This is a genomic window from Sodaliphilus sp. (assembly GCF_045598405.1).
Taxonomy (GTDB): domain Bacteria; phylum Bacteroidota; class Bacteroidia; order Bacteroidales; family Muribaculaceae; genus Sodaliphilus; species Sodaliphilus limicaballi.
This window is the reverse complement of record NZ_JAZLLZ010000084.1, coordinates 1-22,715: the sequence shown is the minus strand read 5'-3', so window position 1 is coordinate 22,715 and position 22,715 is coordinate 1. Positions and strand designations below refer to the sequence as shown.

Below are 22,715 nucleotides of genomic sequence, written 5' to 3'. Positions count from 1 at the left end.
CTTATGTTTGGATCTTACAAAAATGCAAACCGATACGTTCTCATACAAAGAGCATCCTTGTAGGAAATTTTCCTGTGGAGATGATTGTACATCAAATAAGACAGATTTAATATCAGTAACTTATAAATGCTAAAGTTAAGTAAAAAGGGCGATGTAATTCACATAATTACCGCACCCCCTATTATATTATGCCCGCAACGGGAGTTGCAGGGAGAAAAAGCATCATTCAGGATCTTGCCAGAAGATGTCGGGGTCGCTGGTGGTGTAGCGAGGGTGGGTATAGTAATTGAAACCAGAGGGAACGAGCTGGATGAACTCTGCCAATGAATTGCGATAACGTGACTCAGTGTTGAACTTGCACTCCATGGGACATGCGATGATGTAGAGGTTCTTTGCCATATAAGTTTCAAGATAGTACCCTTTATCCTGCTTGTTCTCGTTATTGTGGTTTGCCTCGTCGTTGAGCACCAGGGGACGACCGTCAACGAGACGTTCACGCACCTCGGCAATGCTCAGCATCACGTCGTTCTCATCGGTCACCCAAGCATTCATCGTGGGGTCAACATAGAGCCACTTGTGCATAGTCTCTGACCACACGCAGTTGATCACATGCGAGTCATAGTCGTTAGAGTCCATGGGCATGCAGCTCACAATTCGAGCTTTGAAACCCATCGACAGATACATCTCCATGAGCACAGTAGCGAGCTGGCGGCAGTTGATGCCGCGGCCAGTGACCTTGTAGTAGTGGTAGAGGTCGATGGCGTCGTTCTCGGCAAAGGCATAGTTGCTGCCGTCGTGGCGAATGGTGTTGTGGCAATAGGTGAGGATATTCTTGATCCTTGACAGTTCGTCGCCATTGCCGGCAACCGAGTCAAGGCGGAAATATTCGCGCACCTGCTTCAAGTTACCCTCATTCATAGACTGGTAGCGAAACGCGGGAATGGTGTCGACGTTTTCCTTGCAGTAAGGTCCCGATTGCTTAAGTTTATAGATGGGCTGGCGCATCTTCACTTCCTCAATTATTGCCTTGACTTGCTTGTCCTTAGCAATGGTGACGAGGTCGTTGTCGTTGATGTCCCACATGAGGTTGCCATAGTTGTCCCAACCCAGGTCAACCGACTTGCGCAGCATGGCGATTGCAGTTTTCTTCTTGCCTATGCGCGCATAGCAGCACGCAAGGTCGTAGTAATCGAACGACGCCATCTGGTTCAGCACAGCCTTGTCGATGCGGTGTTCGTCCTGCGGGAACTCCGCCGCCTCGTAGAGCGCCACCAGTTTCTCTAGCGGAACAATGCATGCGCCGAAGTCTTTGATGCTCTCGCGCTGGGTCTTGAGCAAAATAACACTGTCGCGGAACTCTTCAAACGTAAACACCTTGGCATCAGCAACCATCGCCATTGCGAATGCAGCAACAAGCATTGCAAAAAATCTCTTAGTAGTCATAATCCTTCGTTTTTTCTTTGTAATCTCTCAATTCTGTAATGCAAAATTACAATAATGATTCCTAATCACTATTGTAAAAAATGGACAAAGTGTTTACATGCTAAAAAAAGCATTCAATGCACCCACCTTATTTTATTTTCAAGGAAATGATTGCATGTATCGCTATGCTAGTGCCGTCGGCGAGAATGAGATGCTGGGTGTCGAGGGCAAGGCGCTTGACGGCGCCCGTGACGGTCATGTAACTGCCGCCTTGCTTGCGAGCATCGGGCACAAAGTGGGTGACTTCGACCACGGGATGATCGCTGACGCACTGCTGCAACTGGGCAAAGGCTTCGTTGAGCTCGTCATTGAGTGCCCCGTCGAGCTCAATCTGCTGGTCGGTGAGGCGGGCTGTCTCGGCAATGGCATCGTCATGGCCAGTGAGGGCGGCAAAGGGCGCAAACTGGGCTGCACGTGCCATCATCGACATGCGCCGGTGGTTCTTGGGCTCGGGGTGAGGCAGGTTGATTATGTCATCATAATTGTCTTCTATCATTTTTTTGTAAAAGTTTAAAGGTTTAATCGGTATTTTCTACATTTCGAGAAACACTCTGTCCCATTATCACTCTTATCCATAATCCATAATCTTTAATCCTTAATCTCTAATCCTTAATCTCTAATCTCTCACGCCTTGTGCCCTCCTATCTGTGCGTTACGGTCCTTGGCTGTCGCTCCCTCGGCGAAATTAAGTCCTTTGAGAATAGCGTTTTTGCCATATTTCTTCTTGATGTCGAGCAGGGTCTCCTGCATGGCGCGCTCGCGATCGAGCGTGGCGTTCTCCTCTCGGGTCTCGCGAGCAACTTGGTCCATGTCGGTAAACAAGTTGTACTCCACCTGCTTGTGCCTGTTTGCTGCAAGTTCTTCTCGCACCACGCGGTTGACGGTGATGTTGAGCCTGCGCACGAGCAGGTCGGGATTGACGATGCGGTCATATAGCTGGAGCGTTGCTTCGCGAATGAGTCGCGACGACGACGTCTGGCGGTCGAGGTTAATGGTGCCGTGCGAGTGCTTGGGCACACGGCGGCCATAGTAGTCCACACCCACCTCGCCATCATAGCGGGCACTTATCTCGGGTCGGGTGAGGCTCTCTATGTCGTAGCCTATGGTCACCACAAGCTGGTCGGTCACCAAGCGCTTGTCCACCAGGTCGAGAGCAACGGCATCGGCCATCTCCTGGATAACGATGCGCGCACGGGGCACGGTGTAGGCACATGTGAGCACCTGCCCGCTGCACAAACTGTTGGTCTCGGGACGATAGGCCTTGACCTTGTCTATGGTGCATGGTTCCCATCCCCAAGCGTGGTCGATGAGCAACTCGGCGTTGACACCGAAGAGTTTATACAAGAACTCCTCGTTTCGGAGCGACAGCCGGGCAATCTTGCCCATGGTGTCAATGCCATACTGCTCCAGACGGCTAGCTATGCCCCGCCCCACTCGCCAAAAGTCGGTGAGCGGACGATGGTTCCACAGCTTTTGACGATAAGAGATTTCATCGATCTCGGCAATGCGCACGCCATCCTTGTCGGCAGGCATGTGTTTTGCCACTATGTCCATCGCCACCTTGCACAGATACATGTTGGTGCCTATGCCTGCTGTCGCAGTGATGCCCGTCTGCGCCAGCACGTCGCGCACAATGGTCATCGCCAGGTCGTGAGGCGTCTGCTTGTAGACCGAAAGGTAATTGGTCACGTCCATGAACACCTCATCGATGCTATAGACATGTATATCCTCGGGGGCGACATACTTGAGGTAAATCTGATAGATGCGTGTGCTGTACTCGATGTAATGTGCCATGCGCGGGGGCGCCACCAGATAATCTATGGCAAGCTCGGGATGTTGCTTGAGCTCGTTGTCAAATACCGACTTGCCCGTGTATCGCCTGCCTGGCGCATTGAAGTTGCGCTCCACATTGGCCTGCCGCACACGCTGCACCACCTCGAAGAGGCGTGCGCGTCCACCGATGCCGTAGGCCTTGAGCGACGGTGACACTGCCAGGCATATGGTCTTATCGGTGCGGCTGCTATCGGCCACAACAAGGTTGGTAGAGAGCGGGTCAAGCCCTCTCTCCACGCACTCTACCGAAGCATAGAACGACTTCAGGTCGATAGCAATATATGTGCGATTGTCAGGTTTCATGTATGTGAGTTTCTGGCATGGTGCATGCATTGCAAATTTTGCGTAAAGGTACACATATTTCTCCTTAATTCAAAATGAATGCAAGGGGAAATTTCGTTTTCATAGTAAAAAAAACAGGCCGCCACTTGCGCTCATTGCGAGGCGAGTGACGGCCTGTGTCTATTACTATCTAGCGACCCTTATTGAAACAAAATCTTATTGATGACAATGTTCAAGTCATCAATATCCACATTGCCGTCGTGATTGACATCGGCACGACCGTCATACTTGTCGGCAGGTACAAGGGTGAGGATAACATTAATTAGTGTATTCACATCATCAACGTCAACACTTCCGTCGCCATTAACGTCACCATCGATGCCACGTTCCTGAACCAAAGTGAAAGAGATAGTAGAGGCCTTGATGCGGTCGGTGATAGAAACCACCTGACGGCGACTATTTATTCCAGCTGGCAGTGGTTCGCACTGTATGGCGAGGGTGTCGAGGGTGAGTTCGTTAGGCTTGCTCACTATGGTTGCCCAGTCGCCTGCCGCGGCAGCAGGGTTGTCATAGCCGAAGATTGAGAAAATCTGCTGTTCAATAGTTCCACCCTCGGCAGGGACACGTATCTCGTCGGTGCCAACGGGCAAGAGCGAGATAACCGAGTGAGCCACTGCTGGCCAAATGTAGAATGAAGTACCTTTAGTGACATCAAAATATCCTGCGACAGGACGCCATGTGTCGCGCACACGCATGTAGGCGGTATTCTCGCCAGCACGCAACGCTGCCGTGGCAAACGACACGTCAAGGCTATCGTTCTTCTCGGGAATGCCGTCCACCACGATGAAAAACTCATCATCAACCACCTTGGGGCCACACTCAAACCATGTGCCGCGCAACGTGGTGGCTGTGCTGGTTTCGACATCAATGACACGCCACCAGAAGGAGTCAAGCTTCTTGTCGGGCAGGCCATCTTTTGCAGTGTATAGGTGCACCCCTATGTTGGCAATCTGATCGGCAATGCCCTGGGCGCTTGCTGTCTCGAAGAACACTAGTGCGCCATAAACCATCACCGGGCGTGAGGGTTTAGAAAATCGCTCGCCGTAGGCATTGATTTTCATCGTGTTTGCACCTGGGAATGTACCCGACCCTTCGAGGTCGTAGGTCACCGGATAGTCGCTCTTGAGCTGGTTATTAATATATCCGTCATACTCTACCGAGACATCAAGAGCATCGGTAGAAGTGCCATGCTGGTTGGCCACGGTGAGATCCACGTGCTGCTGGTGCATGAAGTCGTAAGCCACACTGGGGTTACAGAATGTGGATGTAGCGGGATTGGCTCCGGCAAACGTCCAGTTCCACCTAGTAGGGCATCCGCTCGACGCATCTTGATACTGCACAGGCACAAGGGGGGCAACCATGGGCAGATAGGTGTCACTGTAACGGAAGGTGGCTGGAGGCATGATGCGCGCCACGGGAGCCTCGCCTGTAACGCTCACAAAGGCACTGCGGGTCGATGTGCTGGTCTTGCCATCGGTGCCCGTGACAGTGAGGGTGACGTCATAGTTGCCGTCCTCGCGATAGAACACGGCGGGCAGCGGGTCGTTGCTCTCGCTGGGCGTACCACCAGGGAACGACCACTTGCGGCTGGCGATATCGCCAGTGGAAATGTCAACAAAGTTTATGGTCTCGCCTGTCTTGACCTTAACTCCGTCAACCTCGGCAAGACCATCGACTGTAACGCCGTCAATCGAGAAGTCGGCCATATAGCCGCCTGTCTTGAACGAATCCTTTGTGCCCGGGCCATAGGTAAAGCGCAGCTGCACCTGCTGTCCCACAAAGTCGGCAAGCGATGCCTCGATGTTGTGCCAGCGCCACGAGTTCTCTCCCACTTCCATGGTGCTGTTCCACACCTCGGTCGAGGTGGCAAAGCCGTCGGCCGATGCAGTAATGCTAAGTACTGCATAGTCGTTAAAATTCTGGCTGTATCCTATCCATGCATGCAATGCGCCATTAGCAGGCACGGTGACTGCGGGGCTTGTAGCATAGGCTATGGCACGGCGATAGGTTTGATAAGGACCTTCCATGTATAGCGACTGGACATCATTGGGATCAATGGCACTAAACGTCTGTGTGCCAGTTGTGGGTTTAAGCTTGACAGTGACGTATTTGTCCTTGTCGGGGGTAATAGTCCAACCTGCGCTGCCAGCGTCGAAGTTCTCACTCCACACGGCGCGCTGTGCGTCCTTGCCTTGCACCGTGAAAGAAGCGTTAAGCGACTCTGTGGTGTTGACACGTGCACGCACCGCCTTGCGTGCGGGTTTTGCGATAGACTTGCCCTCAAACTGGGGCTTGGTATCAACGTTGCGCAACACGGTAGCAACCTGGGCACATGCCAGAGCTGCGATCAGCGCACAAGCGGTAATTGTAAATTTTCTCATTCTATTGATTGTTTAGGGAGTTGTTTACATGAGGCTCTCCACATTAAGGGAGAGCCTCATGACCAATGATAGGAATGTTACTTCACAAACTTGATGACATGCAGCTTGCCTGCGATTGTGACTTGTGCCACATAGATGCCACTAGCAAGATGCGACACGCTCACAGCGCCATCTACATTGTCGGCAGCTAAAACATTCATGCCGTTTACTGCATTCACTGTGACACTGGCGGTGCCATCTACAGCGATTGTCTGTGTTGCCTTGTCGTAGCGGCATGCACCAGCAGCAATGTCGCTGATACTTGTCGAGGGATCGGGCTTAGGATCGGTGATCTCAACCTTTGTAGAACCCACATAGACGCCCCATGAGTCTTGCGATTTGTTATGGAAACCAATGTAGTAGATGCCCGAAACGGGGAGTTCATACTCTACCTCGCGCTCGCTATACATAGAAGATTGCAGCGCATTAGCATCAACGCTCTCTATCACCTCAAAGTAGTCGGCATCCATCAGGTTTGACTCATTGCCTGCCACGGGAGCACTGGCAACAACAACCTCATACTCGTCGCTGTAACGGTAACTGTAACCCTTCACCTTGTAGGTGAGTTTGTGTGTACCAGCCTGTGTGTGGAAGGGAGGAGTGAAAGCATAGTCATCAGCCTTCTTGAAGCTAGTGTACTGGAGTTCGTTGTTCTTATAAACCCATCCATAGCCGTCGTTATTGTTGTCCACGATAGTCCACAGTGCCATATGGTCGGCATCGGTCATGTCGGCTACATAGGGAAGTTCGAGCGCACCGCCAAAGATCACCGCGTTGCTGGTCACGCCCTCGCTCTCCAGGTCGCCGTCAGCGGCATATACGGTGTAACTATAATTGGCAAGAGGAAGTTCACTATAGTCGGTGAAATAGACAGTAGCGCAGGCATCGTCAACGACTGTGTTGTCGGGATTGCGCACGATGCGATAAGTAAGCGCATCGGTGTTGATGTAACCGCCATGAACACCGGCAACGGGAGCCGACCAAGCGATATAGGGTAATCCCTCGGCATCAGCAAGGACGAGCTCGCTCACACCGGTAGGCGTGTCCTGGCCTATCCAGGGCGATGTCACTGTGGCAGCATCGCCAGCTGCATCGTTGAGATATGCGACCACGCTGTAAGTATAATTGCCGGCAGCATCCACCTCGTCCTCGATTTGAGACTGTGAACCCACCTCGGGAGCATCAAGCGATGCAATGACAAAATCGCCACGGATCACATCCACTCTGGAGATGGATTCGAGTGCATTGCCAGCCTTATCCACTGCGGGATTTGTCCACTTGACTGTGGCCTTGAGAGCGCCAGCAGCAGCAGGTTGAACAGCGAGGTCGGTTGCCACGCCTGGAGTAACGACGCTTTCCTCAATGAGGATGTTGTCGAGGAAAATTGCATAAGCGCTTGACTGACCCAGAACACGGAAGCCCACGTTGTAACTGCCATCATTGGGCACAGTGAAGTAAACTTCTTTAGTTGCCATGAGTGCGCTGGTAATCTGCTCGTTGAATATCTCGTTTCCTTGAGCCTCGGCTGTTGTGCCTGCGCCCACGCTCACGTGCAGGTTTTTGTAGTTGTTGGACGACACTGCGTTTTCAAGTCCTGTTGAGAACGACAGTTTGTAGGTCTTGCCCGCCTCCATCTTGATAGAGGGAGTGATCAGCCATGCGTCAACGTCAGTTCCGCCCCAGTATTGAGCAAGTTTCTTGCTGCTATTGTAGGTCCAGAGCTTTGAAAAGGCAGGGTTGAACGAGGTGAAGAAATCAAATGTGTCGGCACTATCAAAGTTCTCACTGTAAGGAATAGTGAAAGCACCGCCTGCTGCGACAGTAACAGTTGCCGATGAACCTTCCTTCTCGTCGTAAGTGGGATAAACCGTATATTTGTACTTGGCAAGCCCGTCAACAGTGTCCACATAGGGAAGTTCGCCTTGCCAACTTGTAGCGATAACAGTGCCGTCGCGTGTGATGCGATAGGTCACGGATGCGGGGTCTATGTAACCGCCATGGGTTCCCTCGGTGGGAGCATCCCATGTGAGCGAAACCTGTGTTTCGGCAGCAATGCCGGTGAGATTAGTCACTGCCTTGGGGGTATCCTTGCCTATCCAGGGAGATGTCACTTGAGTTGCTGTGCCAGGAGCATCGCCGTCGGCATTGTAGGCAAGCACCGAGTACTTGTAGGTACCGGCTGCTGTGAGAGTTTCGTCAGTATAGGTCATCGCCTGCCCCACGGTTGCAGGAAGATCAGCAATCTGTTCAGTGCCGCGCATGACCTTCACACCTGTAAGGCTCTCAAGTGCACCGCCATAATTAGACTTGCTGGGGGCTGTGAAGCTAAGCTTTGCGCTCAAAGCACCTGCCTCGCCAGCTTCAACTGTCAAGTCGGTAATCTGGGCAGGATAAACTGTGGCCTTGCTGATTTCAAACTTCTGGAAACCGAAGTTTCCCATCCACGCCTTGCTATAAACATGCACACCCAGGTAGTATGTTCCTGTCGCACTGGGAATAAATGTGCAGGTCTGCTTTGAGTAGAGTTTTGAAGAAAAACTCTCATTCTTGGCTAGAATAGTGCTCTGCGCTGCAACGCTGGCAGCATCGCCCACCGTGATAGCATACATCTGCTTGTCGCTTGAGTAGCTAGACCGCTGCACAACATAGTAATCGATGTTGTAGGTCACGCCAGCCTCGAGCGTTACTGCCGGTGAAATGAGCCAGTCGTTAGCTGCATTTTTTGTATCCTCGGCATACTGCGCGTCGCCGCTGTTATAGCTCCATGTGTTAGGGCTAGTCGCAGCATTGTCGTCAATCACCGTCCACGACGCAAACGCATCAGCATCGGGGATGGCGAGGGTCGCAGGTACAGTCACCTGTGCCCATGCCGCTGCACTCATGCCGGCAGCAAGCATCAATGTCAAAATCTTTTTCATTGCAAAATTGTTTTTATTAATGTTGTTTAACTGTTTCCATAATCAATAGTAACTACTCTGCATCTGAACTCCCCGCGCGGATCTCACCGATTTCACTGATGAATTTTATTAAAAATATAAATTTCATCAATAATAATATCTTCGAGTGAAATCTGGGCGGGGTGTCCGCTTATACCATTTTCAAATGTCCCTTCAGTCAAGAAACATGTTCTATGAGAGAACTATTGAGCGTCATTGACTTCGGGCGCACTCTCCAACACCTCGCGGGCACGTTCCAGGTCACGGCGCATCACCATCACCCTCACCGGAGACATGAGCATCACATTGCTGTAATCGTCTTCCATCACACCGGCAGTGATGCCGTTTGACTCAAGAACACCCTTGATGATATTGGCATCAACAGGGTTAGCATATTTACCAAATACTACGATGTCGTTATCCTTTTCCATAATAATATTTTTTACTTGATATTGCGTCGGTTAAGCTCTGCCTGGTAGCGTCGGGCATTGGCCATGTGCGTGCCATAGTCCACGGCAAAGTTGTGATAACCGCTGAAGTCTTCCTTGGCACACATATATATATAGTCGTGGGCGCGCGAGTTAAGCGCAGCCTCGATGGTCTTCTTCTCGGGCAAGCGTATGGGACCCGGGGGCAAGCCCTTGACACGATAGGTGTTCCACGGAGAGTCAACCTCGGTCATTGCATGAGTGAGACGTCTGATTGAGAAATCACCCAGGGCAAATTTCACCGTAGGATCGGCCTGAAGCATCATGCCCTGCTGCACACGGTTGATATATAGCCTTGCCACCTTACCACGCTCATCGCTCTTAATGGTCTCCTCCTCAGTGATCGAAGCGATAACCTCAAGTTGCTGCGGAGTAAGGCCCAGGGCTTTAGCCTTGGCCAGGCGCTCCTCGGTCCAGAACTTATTATAGAAATCATTGAAGCGGTCAAGCAGTTGCTCGGGAGTCACGTCCCAGAAGAACTCGTAGGTGTCGGGCCACAGCATGCCAGTGATATTGTCGGGCGTGCGTCCATACTTCGCACACAGCTTGGGGTCGTTGAGCGCAGCCAGGAGCGTGTCCTTCTCCACCATGAACTTAGCCGAGAAACGCGAGGCAAACTCCTCCTTTGTGCGCACATTGTTAAAAGTAAACCTCACCCCGCACTCATCACCGTTGCGCAACAGCCGCATGGCATGATACACACTCATGCCCTCTTTAATCTTGAAAGCACCTTGACGCTTCGAGAGGTCAGAGCCTGTAAGTTTGAGCAACGTCTCCACGCGGTCGGCATAATCATTGTCAACCTCAGCCCTGATCGAGTCACACACCGACTCGACTGACGCCCCCTTGCGTATCTTAATCAACCCGTCGCAAGGAGCGCCACTCATGAAATAAGGCACACCCAGCAATGCGGCCACCACTCCCAGAGCAGCAAGACACACTGCAGCAATAATGATTTTCTTCTTCTTATCTTTCATCTGTGTTCGGTATAAATCAGATGCAAAAATACACATTAATTAAATATCAAGCACCAAAAAGCCCCAAAAAACGTGCTAATATCAAATTATTTCATTTTTTTTCAAAAAAACTTTGGTAGAAACAAAAAAAAGCCTTAACTTTGCACTCGCTAAAGAAAAATCAGCCTATAGCAACCGGAGAGGTGGGTGAGTGGCTGAAACCAGCAGTTTGCTAAACTGCCGTAGGGGTAACCCTACCGCAAGTTCGAATCTTGTCCTCTCCGCAAATAAGACCTTACAAGTGTCTATATGACGATCTTGTGAGGTTTTTTGTGTCGAAAATATTGCACAAAATTGAAGAAGGCAAATGTATAGGTGGGTTCTATTATATGTCGAGGCGATTTTGAGAGATGTTTTGAGTAAATTTTATTATAACGCCGGAGTCGTTACACTGCATCGTAACCGATGGTCGAGACCGTCGGAGATACCGAAACAGGTTCAAAAGCGACCGAAATAATAATTTATCTTTTCTCATAATTAATAGAACCCACCATATGTCTTTTCATAGGCGATGGACTCCATTTTTAGGTTATGAATCGGTTATGAACTATATTTCTTAAAAATATGTATGAATATGGTCTGAAATACGGAAAAAAAATGTAACTTTACCAACACATTTTTAACAGATACTTATTTCAACCTATACAAGATAAGACTATGGCAGTTCCTTTAATCAGTGTAATATCTGTGACATTCAATGCGTTGGACGACTTGCGTAAGACAGCAGAAAGCGTCTGGGCGCAGGACTATAAAAATCTGGAGTTTGTCGTCATAGATGGCGCATCGGTTGATGGTACGGCGGAGTGGCTTCGAGAGCGTTCGTCGGACTCTCGTATGTTATGGGTTAGTGAAAAGGATCGTGGTATATATGATGCTATGAACAAGGGCGTACGACTCTGCCATGGAGAGTGGGTGTGCTTTATGAATGCCGGTGATTCGTTTGCTTCGCCCAACAGTTTAAGTCTCATTGTCAAAGAACTATCAAATCCACAAAACGATGTTGTTTATGGTAGTGTGAATGTGATTAAAAATTTCGGCATGATAACTGTTCGCCCACGTGGCCTCGACTTGCTACGACGTAAGATGGCTTTTTGTCATCAGGCATCATTGAGTCGCAGAAGTCTCCTTATAGAGCATCCTTTCAATCTTGAATATCCTATAGTAGCAGACTATGACTTTTTCCATTGGTGCTACACTAGTGGCAAGACATTTTGCCAGGTCAATTATGAGTTGGCAAATTTTGAGGCAGAGAATGGGACCTCGTCCAAGCATCGCCTAAAGGTGTTACGAGAATGTGGCAGAATTTCGGGTCGAAACAAGACCCTCGGAGGAACACTCGAATACATCGGCCAGAGCTTTGAGGTGGGTTTCAATAAGTTGTATCGTTTTGTGATACCTTCATCGCTGATTAAGAAGATTCGGGCACTGAATTATAGCAGAAAACGCCCTCAATGCTGATATTGCACTGAGGGCGTCTTTATGTTTCTGTTTAGCGAATGGTCTGGCCGGCAGCCCGCAGGTCTGCGACCAGCGGTTAACCAAAGTTACGACCTCCCTGAGGTCTAAAAAATCCACAATATATATATTTTCAATGAAAAAATCAGTGAGATCCGCGCGGGGAGTTCCATTGGTGAATAGTTACACAATGGATTAAGGTTGCTAAATTATGTTTAGGTAGCGGCTGTTTAAAGCCTCCTTCGTTAATGAGGGATGTGTGCAAAAAGGATAAAAGCGCATGTCTTTTTTAAGAATATTGCATAATAATTTGCATATATAGAATATTTATATTAATTTTGCAACGTAGTAATGTATAAATATAGTTTTATTCACTTTGAGATGACTCAAATTAGTGCAAATATTATGTGGTGGCGCGCTTGGTGATCAATATCGCGAAGCTGTTCATTATATATATTACACACAAGTCCTTCGCGATGCACATTGCGAGGGACTTTTGATTACAGACAACTTGACACGACACATACAATTATGACAGAAACTAACAACAGGCAATCATTCCAGATCGACGGCGAGGGCTATTATGGCAACTTCGGCGGGGCCTACGTGCCCGAAATCCTCTACGGTGCAGTGCAGCAGTTGCAGAATAGTTACCGCGAGATAATCGAGAGCGATGAGTTCCAGCGTGAATACATGGAACTGCTGCGCGACTATGTGGGTCGCCCGTCGCCACTCTACCTGGCACGCCGGCTGAGCAAGAAATATGGCTGCACCATCTACCTCAAGCGTGAGGACCTTAACCACACCGGTGCACACAAGATCAATAACACCATAGGTCAGATATTGCTCGCCAAGAAAATGGGCAAGAAACGCATCATCGCCGAGACAGGTGCGGGACAGCACGGCGTGGCGACTGCCACCGTGTGCGCTCTCATGGATATGCCGTGCGTGGTGTATCAAGGTGCGCTCGACGTTGAGCGACAGCACACCAATGTGGAGCGCATGCGCATGCTGGGAGCCGAAGTGCGTCCCGTTTACACCGGCAACCACACGCTCAAGGATGCCGTGAACGAGGCGATACGCGACTGGTGCTGCCACCCTGCCGACACCTTCTACATCATAGGCTCAACAGTGGGACCGCACCCCTATCCCGACATGGTGGCACGCCTGCAGAGTGTCATCAGCAAGGAAATTAAAGAACAACTCATGGAGAAGACAGGGCGTGACTATCCCGACCATCTCATCGCATGCGTGGGTGGCGGCAGCAACGCGGCTGGCACGGTGTATCACTACATTGACGACGAGCGCGTCAACATCACTCTGGCCGAGGCTGGAGGACACGGTGCCGACACCGACTTCACCGCTGCGACCATCCACGCCGGGAAGCTGGGTATCATCCACGGAAGCAAGACCCTGGTGATGCAGACGCCCGACGGACAGATTATGGAAGCCAACACCATCTCGGCAGGCCTCGACTATCCTGGCATAGGCCCCATGCACGCCAACCTGGCTGCACAGCACCGCGCCACTGTGTTCTCTATCAACGACGACGAGGCAATACGCGGCGGATATGAGCTTACCCGCCTTGAAGGCATCATTCCCGCCATCGAGAGCGCTCACGCCATTGCGGTGCTGGAGAAAATGGACTTCAAACCCACCGACGTGGTGGTGCTCACAGTGAGCGGCCGCGGCGACAAAGACGTAGAAACTTATCTGGACAACAAGCAAATGGCAGGAGAATATGGCAACTTCTAAATTCAACTACAAGACATCAACACGCACCATTCTGGCCGACATGTACACCCCCGTGGCCTTGTATATGCGTCTGCGCGACCTCTATCCTCAAAGCGCGCTCATGGAGAGCAGTGACTATCACAGCCACGACACAGCCCGTTCGTTCTTTGGAGTGAATCCTGTGGGCAGCATTGCCATTGATCATGGCGTGGCACGCATGCTGTTTCCCGACGGCACAATCGAGGAAAAACCCATCACGGCATCATATCCTGTGGAAAAGGCCATCAACGAGTTCATCGGTTCGTTCAACGTCGAGGGCGAGGGCAAGGAATACTGCGGTCTCTATGGCTACACATCGTTCAATGCGGTGCACTACTTTGAAAACATCGATGTGAAGGATGAGACACAGAGCCGCAACGATGCACCCGACATCTATTACATCCTCTACAAGGACATCATGGTGATGGATCACATGAACAACAAGCTCACATTCGTGGAGATGCTTGCCCCTGGCGAGGAATGCCAGATTGACCAACTGCAGGTGAGCATCAACAAGACCAACGTGAAACCTTTTGAGTTTCATCCCGTGGGCGAAACCACCAGCACCATCACCGACGAAGAGCACAAGGCCAACATACGCCGCTGTGTGGAGCACTGCAAGCGCGGCGATGTGTTCCAGATAGTGGTGTCGCGTCGCTTCGTGCAGCACTATGAGGGCGATGACCTGCAGCTTTACCGCGCGTTGCGCAGCATCAACCCCTCGCCTTACTTGTTCTACTTCGACTTCGGCGGGTTCCGCATCTTCGGTTCGTCGCCCGAGACCCATTGCCGCATCAACGGCAGCAGAGCCTACATCGACCCCATTGCCGGCACCACGCCGCGCACAGGCAACCCCGACGAGGACCGCAAGAATGCCGAGTATCTCAAGGCCGACCCCAAGGAGAATGCCGAGCACGTGATGCTCGTGGACCTGGCGCGCAACGACTTGAGCCGCAACTGCACTGACGTGAAAGTGGACTTCTACAAGGACATGCAGTTTTATAGCCACGTCATCCACTTGGTGTCACGCGTGAGCGGCGAACTGCCTGCCGGTGCCGACAAGATCAAGGCATTTATCGACACCTTCCCAGCAGGCACTCTCTCGGGAGCCCCCAAGGTGCGCGCCATGCAGCTCATCACCGAAATGGAACCACACAACCGCGGTGCCTACGGCGGATGCATCGGATTCATAGGACTAAACGGTGACCTCAACCAGGCTATCGTGATACGCACCTTCATCAGCCGTAACAACACCTTGTGGTTTCAAGCCGGCAGCGGCGTGGTGGCCAAGAGCAACGACGAGTATGAGTTGCAGGAGGTGAACCACAAACTGGGCGCTCTGGTCAAGGCAATCCACATGGCAGAAGAAATGTAACACTTAACCCCCTCACGATACACAATGAAATTAGTCATCATAGACAACTACGACTCGTTCACCTTCAACCTCGCGCATCTGGCCAGCTCGCTCGGCGCCGATGTGACAGTGGTGAGAAACGACCAGTTTGCACTCGAAGACCTCGAGAAATACGACAAGATAATCTTGAGCCCCGGCCCCGGCATCCCCGAGGAGGCTGGCCTGCTGCTCGACGTGATACGCACCTATGCCCCCACCAAGCCCATGCTGGGCGTGTGCCTAGGTCATCAAGCCATAGGCCAAGTGTTCGGAGGCACGCTTGAGAACTTGAGCGAAGTATTCCACGGAGTTGCTACCGAGGGTACCGTGATAGGCAATGACTACATCTTTGCCGGACTTCCCGCCCACATCACCATGGGACGGTACCACTCGTGGGTAGTGAGCCGCAAGGGACTGCCCAGGGAACTGGAAATCACCGCCGTGAGCAACGAGGGGCAGATCATGGGACTGAAGCACCGCAACTATGACGTGCACGGCATCCAGTTCCACCCCGAGTCGGTGCTCACCCCCGACGGAGCGCAAATCATCAAGCAATTCCTAGAACATTAAGTCGCTCCACACTAAACTAATAAAATAATCATTTTAGCATATATACATCTCATTATTATGAAAGAAATACTCAAGCGTGTGCTCAACAACGAAACGCTCACAAGAGAAGAAACCCACGATATACTCATCGAGATAACTAAAGAGACTATCCCCGCCGAGCAGATTGCAGCCCTGCTCACCGCGCTGCAAATGCGCGGAGTGACCGTGGAAGAGCTCGTAGGATTCCGCAGCGGAATACTCGAGACCGGCATCAACGCTCAACTCGACGCAGAGTCCTACATCGACGTGGTGGGCACCGGCGGAGACCAGAAGAACACCTTCAACATCTCCACCTGCGCATCATTCGTCATTGCCGGCGCGGGCTACAAGGTGGCCAAGCACGGCAACTATGCCTCTACATCGGTGAGCGGATCGAGCAACGTGATCGAAGGACACGGCGTGAAGTTCACCAACAACCTCGACACGCTCAACCGCAGCATCAACGAGTGCGGCATCGCCTATCTGCATGCTCCTATGTTTGCCCGCGCCATGAAGTTTGTGGCACCCGTGCGCAAGGCATTGCAGTTCCCCACATGCTTCAACCTGCTGGGGCCGCTCGTTAATCCCGCTAGACCCAAGTACCAGCTGCTGGGCGTGGCCAACCTGGGGCAAATGCGTCTATACAGCAGTGTGTTCCAGACCCTGGGCGTGAAATACGGCATTGTGAACAGCATCGACGGATATGACGAAATCTCGCTCACTAGCGACTTCAAGGTGACCACCAACAGCGTGGAGAAGATCTATGCACCTGGCGACCTGGGGCTGCCCGTTGCTAATCCTGTGAACCTCTACGGCGGCGAGACTCGCGAGGAGGCAATCAAGATATTTGACAACGTGCTTCGCAACGAGGCTCTTGAGGACCAGAAGAATGTAGTCCTGGCCAATGCCGCTTATGCCATAGGCATCATTGAGCCGCAGATGGACATCGCCCAGACCGTAGCAATAGCACGCGAGAGCCTCGAGAGCGGCAAGGCCTACGAAGTACTCAAGAAATTCGTCGAGATCAACTCTTGATTTTTTGAATTAAAGTAACATATCCACTATGGCTGATATACTCTTTGACATCGTCAACCACAAGCGCGTTGAGATTGCTGCCGCACGTGCTGCATTGCCTCTGGAGCAACTCCAGTTAATGGTTACTCCGCTCATGAACCTACCGGTGCCCAGCATGAGCAAGGCGTTGAGCCAGTCTAGAAGCGGCATCATCGCCGAGTTCAAACGCAAAAGCCCGTCTAAAGGGTGGATCCACGAGGATGTTCAAGTCGAGGACGTCACTGCACTCTACCAAGCTGGCGGTGCATCGGCCATAAGCATTCTCACCGACGAGAAGTACTTTGGCGGCTGCGACGATTTCATCAGCCGTGCCAGGGCTTGCGGAGTGACTATCCCTGTGCTCTACAAGAACTTCGTCATCGACGAGTACCAGCTATACCAAGCGCGCCTGTGCGGAGCTTCGGCAGTGCTGCTCATTGCCGCTTGCCTCACCATTGAGGAGTGTCGCTCGCTCATGGACAAAGCACATGCGCTGGGCCTAGAGGTGCTGCTTGAAATGCACAGCGAGAGCGAACTCGCCTATGCCGAGCTTAACCCCGACATGTGCGGCATCAACAACCGCAACCTGGGCACATTTGTCACCGAGGTGAGCAATTCTTTCCGCATGGCCCAACTTCTGCCCGACGACGCAGTCAAAGTGAGCGAAAGCGGCATCAGCGATCCCGATACAGTGCGACAGCTGCGTGAGGCCGGGTTCAGAGGGTTCCTCATCGGCGAGCAGTTCATGAAACACGAGCACCCCGGCGAGGCGCTCAAGCAATTCATCGAGGCACTATGATAGTCAAGGTGTGTGGCTTGCGCGACAGCACCAACGTGGCACAGGTGGTGCAGGCTGGTGCTTCTAGGATAGGCTTCATTTTCTTCGAGAAGTCGAGCCGCAACGTGGTTAACGTGCCTCATGTCAGCTCTCACGTGCCACGGGTGGGGGTCTTTGTCGATGCTCCCGTCGAGACTGTGGTCTTGAAATACCAGGAGTTCGGCTTGTCGTTCGTGCAGTTGCATGGAAACGAGAGCGTGCACTATATCAAGGAATTGCGTGCTGCACTGCCTCACGTCAAGGTGACCAAGGCCATCAGCGTTGCCTGCGATGACGACATCGACCGATACTTGATGTATGAAGGCCTAGTGGACGAATTTCTGTTTGACACCAAGTGCGACACCGTGGGCGGCAGCGGGCGGCAGTTTGACTGGTCGGTGCTCAAGCGCTACAAGGGAAGCACACCATTCTTGTTGAGCGGCGGCATAGGTCCCGACGATGCCCACATAGTGAAGGCGTTCAACCACCCGCGCTGCATTGGCATCGACATCAACTCAAAGTTTGAAACGGCTCCCGCTCTCAAAGACGCGCAAGCCATAACAAAATTTATCAACGAAATAAATAACGACACAAGAGATATGAACCGCATCAATCAACTTTTCTCAACACGAGGCGACAAGAAACTACTTTCGCTCTATTTTTGTGCAGGTTATCCCACACTCGATGGCACTGGCGACGTGATCAAGGCTATGCAGGAGCATGGCATCAGCATGGTGGAGGTGGGATTCCCATTCAGCGACCCCATGGCCGACGGCCCTGTGATTCAGAATGCTGCCACCAAGGCTCTTGCCAACGGCATGACCATCCAGAAACTATTCGACCAACTCGAAGCCATCAAGCACGACGTGCACATCCCCCTGGTGCTCATGGGCTATCTCAACGTGGTGATGCAATATGGCATCGAGGAGTTCTGCGCCAGTTGCGTGAAGAGCGGTGTGAGCGGTGTCATCATCCCCGACCAGCCCTTCAAGGACTATCTCGAGCAGGTAAAACCCATCGCCGATCGCTATGACCTGCGCATAATCATGCTCATCACGCCCGAAACAAGCGAGGAGCGCGTGCGATTCATCGACCAGCACACCGACGGCTTCATCTACATGGTGTCGTCGGCTTCGACAACAGGCGCGCAGAAGAGCTTTGACGAGGCCAAGCAAGACTATTTCCGACGCATCAACGCCATGAACCTCAATAATCCGCGCATGATAGGTTTCGGCATCAGCAACAAGCAGACCCTAGAGAGCGCGCAGGCCAATGCCGCCGGAGCAATCATCGGCAGCAAGTTCGTCACCCTGCAAGGCGAGACCTCGACACCTCACGAGGCTCTATCACGGCTCATGGACGCTCTGAAAAAATAAAAACGGCATAATATTTTGGGCAGATTAGGTTTTATTATTACATTTGCACTCGTTATTTAAACGATACTGATATGAAGATTAGAATTTTTATCCTGTCTGCCCTTATTGTGGCATCTGCATGCATTGCCGCCAACGCACAAGACCTGCTTGCCGGCAATTATAAGAAAGCACTCATCATCGGAGCCCACCCCGACGACCCCGAGTCTATGGCCTATGGCACCGCCCTGCGCCTGCGCGAAATGGGCTGTGACGTGGTGACGGTGTATCTCACTCGCGGCGAAGCCGGTATCCCCGGCAAGACGCACGACGAGGCTGCCGCCATACGCACCGCCGAGTGCGAGAAGGTGACAGCGATGACTGGCATACGCCACCTGTTCCTCAACCAGATAGATGGCAGCAGCGAAGTGACCAACGAGCGTTACCTTGAAGTGAAAGAGCTTATCGAGCGTGAGAACCCCGACCTGGTGATTACCCACTGGCCCATCGACTCGCACCGCGACCACCGTCATGCCGCACTCCTTGCCTACGACGCATGGCGACGCACAGGACGACACTTCGACCTTTTCTATACCGAGGTGATGACTGGTCTGCAAACCACCAATTTCAATCCCACGCACTATGTCGATATCACCCCGGTGCGCCAGCAGAAGCTCGACGCCTATCTCGTGCACGTGAGCCAAATGACCGACGGCAACGTGGCCAAGTATCACGACACCATGGAAAGGATGCGCGGACTGGAGTGGCAATGCCAGTGGGCCGAAGCCTTCATCAAAGCCATCTGGCCCAAAGTAGATTAAATCCCATCTCCCTCTGCGGTTTATTTCTGTTTTTGTCCTTTTCCCCATCATTTTAGGCTAATAACCCTAATCCAATACTCCGTGGGTGATTGGATATGTAAAGTTTCTGTGGGCGAAAGTTTGCGTTTACACAAAATTTCACTAATTTTGTGAGCGACAACATAACCAGTAACTGATATGAAGACATTAACTAACCTTTTCCTGTGCCTGTGCCTTGTGGCAGGCACTTGCTTGGCGCAAGCTAAACCCAAGCGTGCCTATAGCCCCCGCAACAAAGCATTTGAGACCGAACTCAAGCAAGCGATGGACGAACTCAACGTCGTGGGATTGAGCATCGCCGTGGTCAAGAAAAACATGATCATCTACAACAACAGCTACGGCTACAAGGATCTTGTCACAAAGGCTCCCGTGACCAACGACACTTACTTCCGCATCGCTTCTATCTCAAAGTCGTTCTCGGCAGTGTCTATCATGCAGCTTGTGGAACAAGGCAAACTCACCCTCGACACCGACGTTAACGATGTGCTCAATTTCAAGGTGCGCAACCCCAAGTACCCCGACACCCCCATCACCGTGGAGATGCTTCTCGACCACACCAGCAGTCTCAACGACAGCGAGGGCTACTGGGAGAGCCTCGACTGCATCACTCCCGGCAAGAATGACAACTATACCAAGGCCTATAACGACTACATGCCTGGCACTAAATATGAGTACTGCAACCTCAACTTCTCGCTGCTCGGCTCTATCATCGAGCGCGTCTCGGGCGAGCGTTTCGACCTCTATGTCCTCAACCACATACTCAAGCCGCTGGGACTCAACGCCAGCTTCAACATCAACGACATACCTGCCAAGAAAATAGGCAAGCTCTACTCGTGGGATGGCAGTAAGTTTGAGGAGCAGAATGCCTACCGCCCCATCGGTCCCGACGTGATGAACGGTTACAAGCTCACCGAGAGCAGCGTCACCTTCTCGCCCGCCGGCGGCATGAAGATCAGCGCCCGCAACCTGGCAAAATACATGCTCATGCACATGAACTACGGCAAGTCGCCCCTGGCCAAGACGCGCATCCTCAAGGAGGAAAGCAGCAAACTCATGCAGGTGGACCACACTCCCGGCTTCCACTACGGCCTCGCACTCGAGCAGACCGATGAATACACCCCCGGCGACGTTCTCGTGGGACACACCGGCGGCGCCTACGGACTGCGCAGCGCCATGTTCTTCAACCCCAGCGAGAAATACGGCATAGTGATGATATGCAGCGGATGCAACAACCCCACCATCGTGCTCAACAAAATCATGCCCATCATCCACAAGCATTTTATTAAGAAGTAAGAGTTTAAGGGTTTAAAGGTTTAAAGGTTTAAAAGTTTAAAAGTTTAAGAGCCTAGAGGGCCTAGAGAGCCTAGAGAGCCTAGAAAAAATGTCTCGCTTGCACAACTTTGACACCAGCACAACGGGAGTGGAACTGCCGCGGCAGTTCACATTCCCGTTTCACTACACGCCGCACCCGCTGTGTGTCATGGCGGTGCACCAGGTGCAGCGCTACGTGGCATCGCGCAGCGACTGGGCCAGCGAGATGGCTCAAGGCAAAATGCTGGGAGTCCTTGTAGTCATGGCCCCGGGGGCCGACGCGCCGCAGTTCCTGGCAGCCTTCAGCGGCAACCTTGCCGGCAGCAACGACCACCCTTACTTCGTGCCTGCTGTCTATGACCTGCTCAACCCTCACGGCGAGTTCAAGCAAGGCGAAGCCGCCATCACCGCCATCAACCACCGCATCGCAGCCATGACGCAATCGCCATCGCTCATCAAGGCACGCGAGCAACTCGCACTAGCCACCCAGCACGGCAAACAGCAGATCAAAGACTTCAAGCTGCGCATGGCGCAGGCCAAGGCACAACGCGACGCCGCACGCCAGTCGGGCAACCTCACGCCCCACGACAATGAGCGCATGCTCAACGAGAGCCGCTTCATGAAAGCCGAACTCAAACGGCTGCGCCACAGCATCGACGACCGCCTCTCTCGTCAGCAAGAGGAAATAGCCGCTTGCGACAGCGAGATTGCCTCGCTCAAGAGCCAGCGCAAGGCGATGAGCGAAGCCTTGCAGCAACGCATCTTCCGCCTCTTTGTCGTGGAGGACGCACTGGGCCGCACCAGCGACCTCACACGCATCTTCGAGCATGCCCAGGGCAAACTGCCGCCATCGGGCTCGGGCGAGTGCTGCGCCCCCAAGCTGCTTCACCACGCCTTCACCCACCATCTCAAACCGCTGTGCATGGCCGAATTCTGGTGGGGTGCGTCGCCTGCCGGAGAGGTGCGGCACCACGGACACTACTATCCTGCTTGCCGCAGCAAGTGCAAGCCCATTCTCGACTTCATGCTCAACGGGCTCAACGTCGAAGACAACACGCTGGCACAGTCTCTACCCCAAGAGGACATCGAGATCGTCTTTGAAGACCATTGGCTCGCCGTGGTGTGCAAACCCAGCGGCATGCTCAGCGTGCCCGGCAAGCTCCTCGACGACTCGGCGCTCACCCGCTTCCAGCATATCCGCCCCAGTGCCACTGGCCCCATCGTGGTGCACCGCCTCGACCAGGAAACATCAGGACTGCTCATCTTTGCCAAGGATAAAGACACCCACAAGGCACTGCAGCAGCAGTTTGCCTCGCGCGAGGTGCACAAGCGCTACATCGCCCTGCTCCAAGGAGACATCCCCCGCGACGAAGGCACCGTCTCTTTACCCTTGCGACCCGACGTTGACGACCGTCCGCGCCAGATGGTCGATCCCCTTCACGGCCGTCCCGCCCTCACCCATTACCGCGTGCTCGAGCATCGCGGTGGCACCACGCTGGTCGAGTTCAGCCCCGTCACCGGGCGCACCCACCAGTTGCGGGTTCATGCATCCCATCCCCAGGGACTTAACGCCCCCCCCGCGGGGGGCCCCCCCTC

General features: G+C 52.5%; 17 protein-coding genes, 1 tRNA gene and 1 pseudogene. 12 read left to right on the top strand and 7 right to left on the bottom strand.

What is annotated here, in order from left to right; all coding sequences use genetic code 11:
* Nucleotides 1-222: 222 nt before the first annotated feature.
* The 7 genes from ACKI3C_RS06740 to mltG form a co-directional block, all read right to left on the bottom strand.
* A complete protein-coding gene (locus ACKI3C_RS06740; RefSeq protein ID WP_407403336.1) occupies nucleotides 223-1,443 on the bottom strand; it encodes a transglutaminase-like domain-containing protein in 1,221 nt (406 codons plus the stop codon).
* Between the two features lie 127 nt (nucleotides 1,444-1,570).
* Nucleotides 1,571-1,978 carry a hypothetical protein gene (locus ACKI3C_RS06735; RefSeq protein ID WP_407403334.1) on the bottom strand — a complete coding sequence of 136 codons (408 nt, stop codon included), beginning with the start codon at nucleotides 1,976-1,978 and terminating at the stop codon, nucleotides 1,571-1,573.
* Between the two features lie 128 nt (nucleotides 1,979-2,106).
* The gene (locus tag ACKI3C_RS06730) at nucleotides 2,107-3,618 is read right to left on the bottom strand and encodes a DNA methylase (protein ID WP_407403332.1); all 1,512 of its coding nucleotides are present in this window, start codon (nucleotides 3,616-3,618) and stop codon (nucleotides 2,107-2,109) included.
* A 179-nt stretch (nucleotides 3,619-3,797) separates the two neighbouring features.
* The gene (locus ACKI3C_RS06725) at nucleotides 3,798-6,038 is read right to left on the bottom strand and encodes a PKD domain-containing protein (RefSeq protein WP_407403330.1); all 2,241 of its coding nucleotides are present in this window, start codon (nucleotides 6,036-6,038) and stop codon (nucleotides 3,798-3,800) included.
* A gap of 77 nt (nucleotides 6,039-6,115) precedes the next feature.
* Nucleotides 6,116-8,995, bottom strand: coding sequence for a choice-of-anchor J domain-containing protein (locus ACKI3C_RS06720; RefSeq protein WP_407403328.1), 2,880 nt, complete (start codon nucleotides 8,993-8,995; stop codon nucleotides 6,116-6,118).
* Nucleotides 8,996-9,216: 221 nt separating this feature from the next.
* Nucleotides 9,217-9,444: a DUF2007 domain-containing protein gene (locus tag ACKI3C_RS06715; protein ID WP_407403326.1), complete on the bottom strand. Its 228-nt coding sequence runs from the start codon at nucleotides 9,442-9,444 to the stop codon at nucleotides 9,217-9,219.
* A gap of 11 nt (nucleotides 9,445-9,455) precedes the next feature.
* Complete coding sequence (mltG, locus tag ACKI3C_RS06710; RefSeq protein ID WP_407403324.1) at nucleotides 9,456-10,478, bottom strand: endolytic transglycosylase MltG; 1,023 nt, start codon at nucleotides 10,476-10,478, stop codon at nucleotides 9,456-9,458.
* A 176-nt stretch (nucleotides 10,479-10,654) separates the two neighbouring features.
* Here mltG and ACKI3C_RS06705 point away from each other — a divergent pair.
* From ACKI3C_RS06705 to ACKI3C_RS06650, 12 genes and pseudogenes are all read left to right on the top strand, one after another.
* Nucleotides 10,655-10,741: transfer RNA gene (locus tag ACKI3C_RS06705), tRNA-Ser, on the top strand.
* A 433-nt stretch (nucleotides 10,742-11,174) separates the two neighbouring features.
* A complete protein-coding gene (locus ACKI3C_RS06700; protein ID WP_407403322.1) occupies nucleotides 11,175-11,975 on the top strand; it encodes a glycosyltransferase family 2 protein in 801 nt (266 codons plus the stop codon).
* 528 nt (nucleotides 11,976-12,503) lie between these two features.
* On the top strand, nucleotides 12,504-13,727 hold the full coding sequence (gene trpB, locus ACKI3C_RS06695) for a tryptophan synthase subunit beta (protein ID WP_407403320.1): 1,224 nt from the start codon (nucleotides 12,504-12,506) through the stop codon (nucleotides 13,725-13,727).
* Nucleotides 13,714-15,120 carry an anthranilate synthase component I family protein gene (locus ACKI3C_RS06690; protein ID WP_407403318.1) on the top strand — a complete coding sequence of 469 codons (1,407 nt, stop codon included), beginning with the start codon at nucleotides 13,714-13,716 and terminating at the stop codon, nucleotides 15,118-15,120. Before trpB ends, ACKI3C_RS06690 begins: the two co-directional genes overlap by 14 nt.
* Before the next feature lie 24 nt (nucleotides 15,121-15,144).
* Complete coding sequence (locus tag ACKI3C_RS06685) at nucleotides 15,145-15,708, top strand: anthranilate synthase component II (protein ID WP_407403316.1); 564 nt, start codon at nucleotides 15,145-15,147, stop codon at nucleotides 15,706-15,708.
* Nucleotides 15,709-15,765: 57 nt separating this feature from the next.
* Nucleotides 15,766-16,761, top strand: a complete 996-nt coding sequence (gene trpD / locus ACKI3C_RS06680) for an anthranilate phosphoribosyltransferase (protein ID WP_407403314.1) — start codon at nucleotides 15,766-15,768, stop codon at nucleotides 16,759-16,761.
* 28 nt (nucleotides 16,762-16,789) lie between these two features.
* A complete protein-coding gene (gene trpC, locus ACKI3C_RS06675) occupies nucleotides 16,790-17,578 on the top strand; it encodes an indole-3-glycerol phosphate synthase TrpC (RefSeq protein WP_407403312.1) in 789 nt (262 codons plus the stop codon).
* Nucleotides 17,575-18,159, top strand: a pseudogene (locus ACKI3C_RS06670) (phosphoribosylanthranilate isomerase); the annotation flags it as partial. The gene trpC and the pseudogene ACKI3C_RS06670, both read left to right, overlap by 4 nt.
* Nucleotides 18,160-18,195: 36 nt before the next feature.
* On the top strand, nucleotides 18,196-18,972 hold the full coding sequence (gene trpA / locus ACKI3C_RS06665) for a tryptophan synthase subunit alpha (RefSeq protein ID WP_407403338.1): 777 nt from the start codon (nucleotides 18,196-18,198) through the stop codon (nucleotides 18,970-18,972).
* Nucleotides 18,973-19,043: 71 nt separating this feature from the next.
* Nucleotides 19,044-19,769 carry a PIG-L deacetylase family protein gene (locus ACKI3C_RS06660; RefSeq protein ID WP_407403310.1) on the top strand — a complete coding sequence of 242 codons (726 nt, stop codon included), beginning with the start codon at nucleotides 19,044-19,046 and terminating at the stop codon, nucleotides 19,767-19,769.
* A gap of 177 nt (nucleotides 19,770-19,946) precedes the next feature.
* Nucleotides 19,947-21,101, top strand: a complete 1,155-nt coding sequence (locus tag ACKI3C_RS06655) for a serine hydrolase domain-containing protein (RefSeq protein WP_407403308.1) — start codon at nucleotides 19,947-19,949, stop codon at nucleotides 21,099-21,101.
* Between the two features lie 88 nt (nucleotides 21,102-21,189).
* Nucleotides 21,190-22,715, top strand: a 1,526-nt coding sequence (locus ACKI3C_RS06650; protein ID WP_407403306.1) for a pseudouridine synthase, incomplete at its 3' end; no start/stop codon positions are given.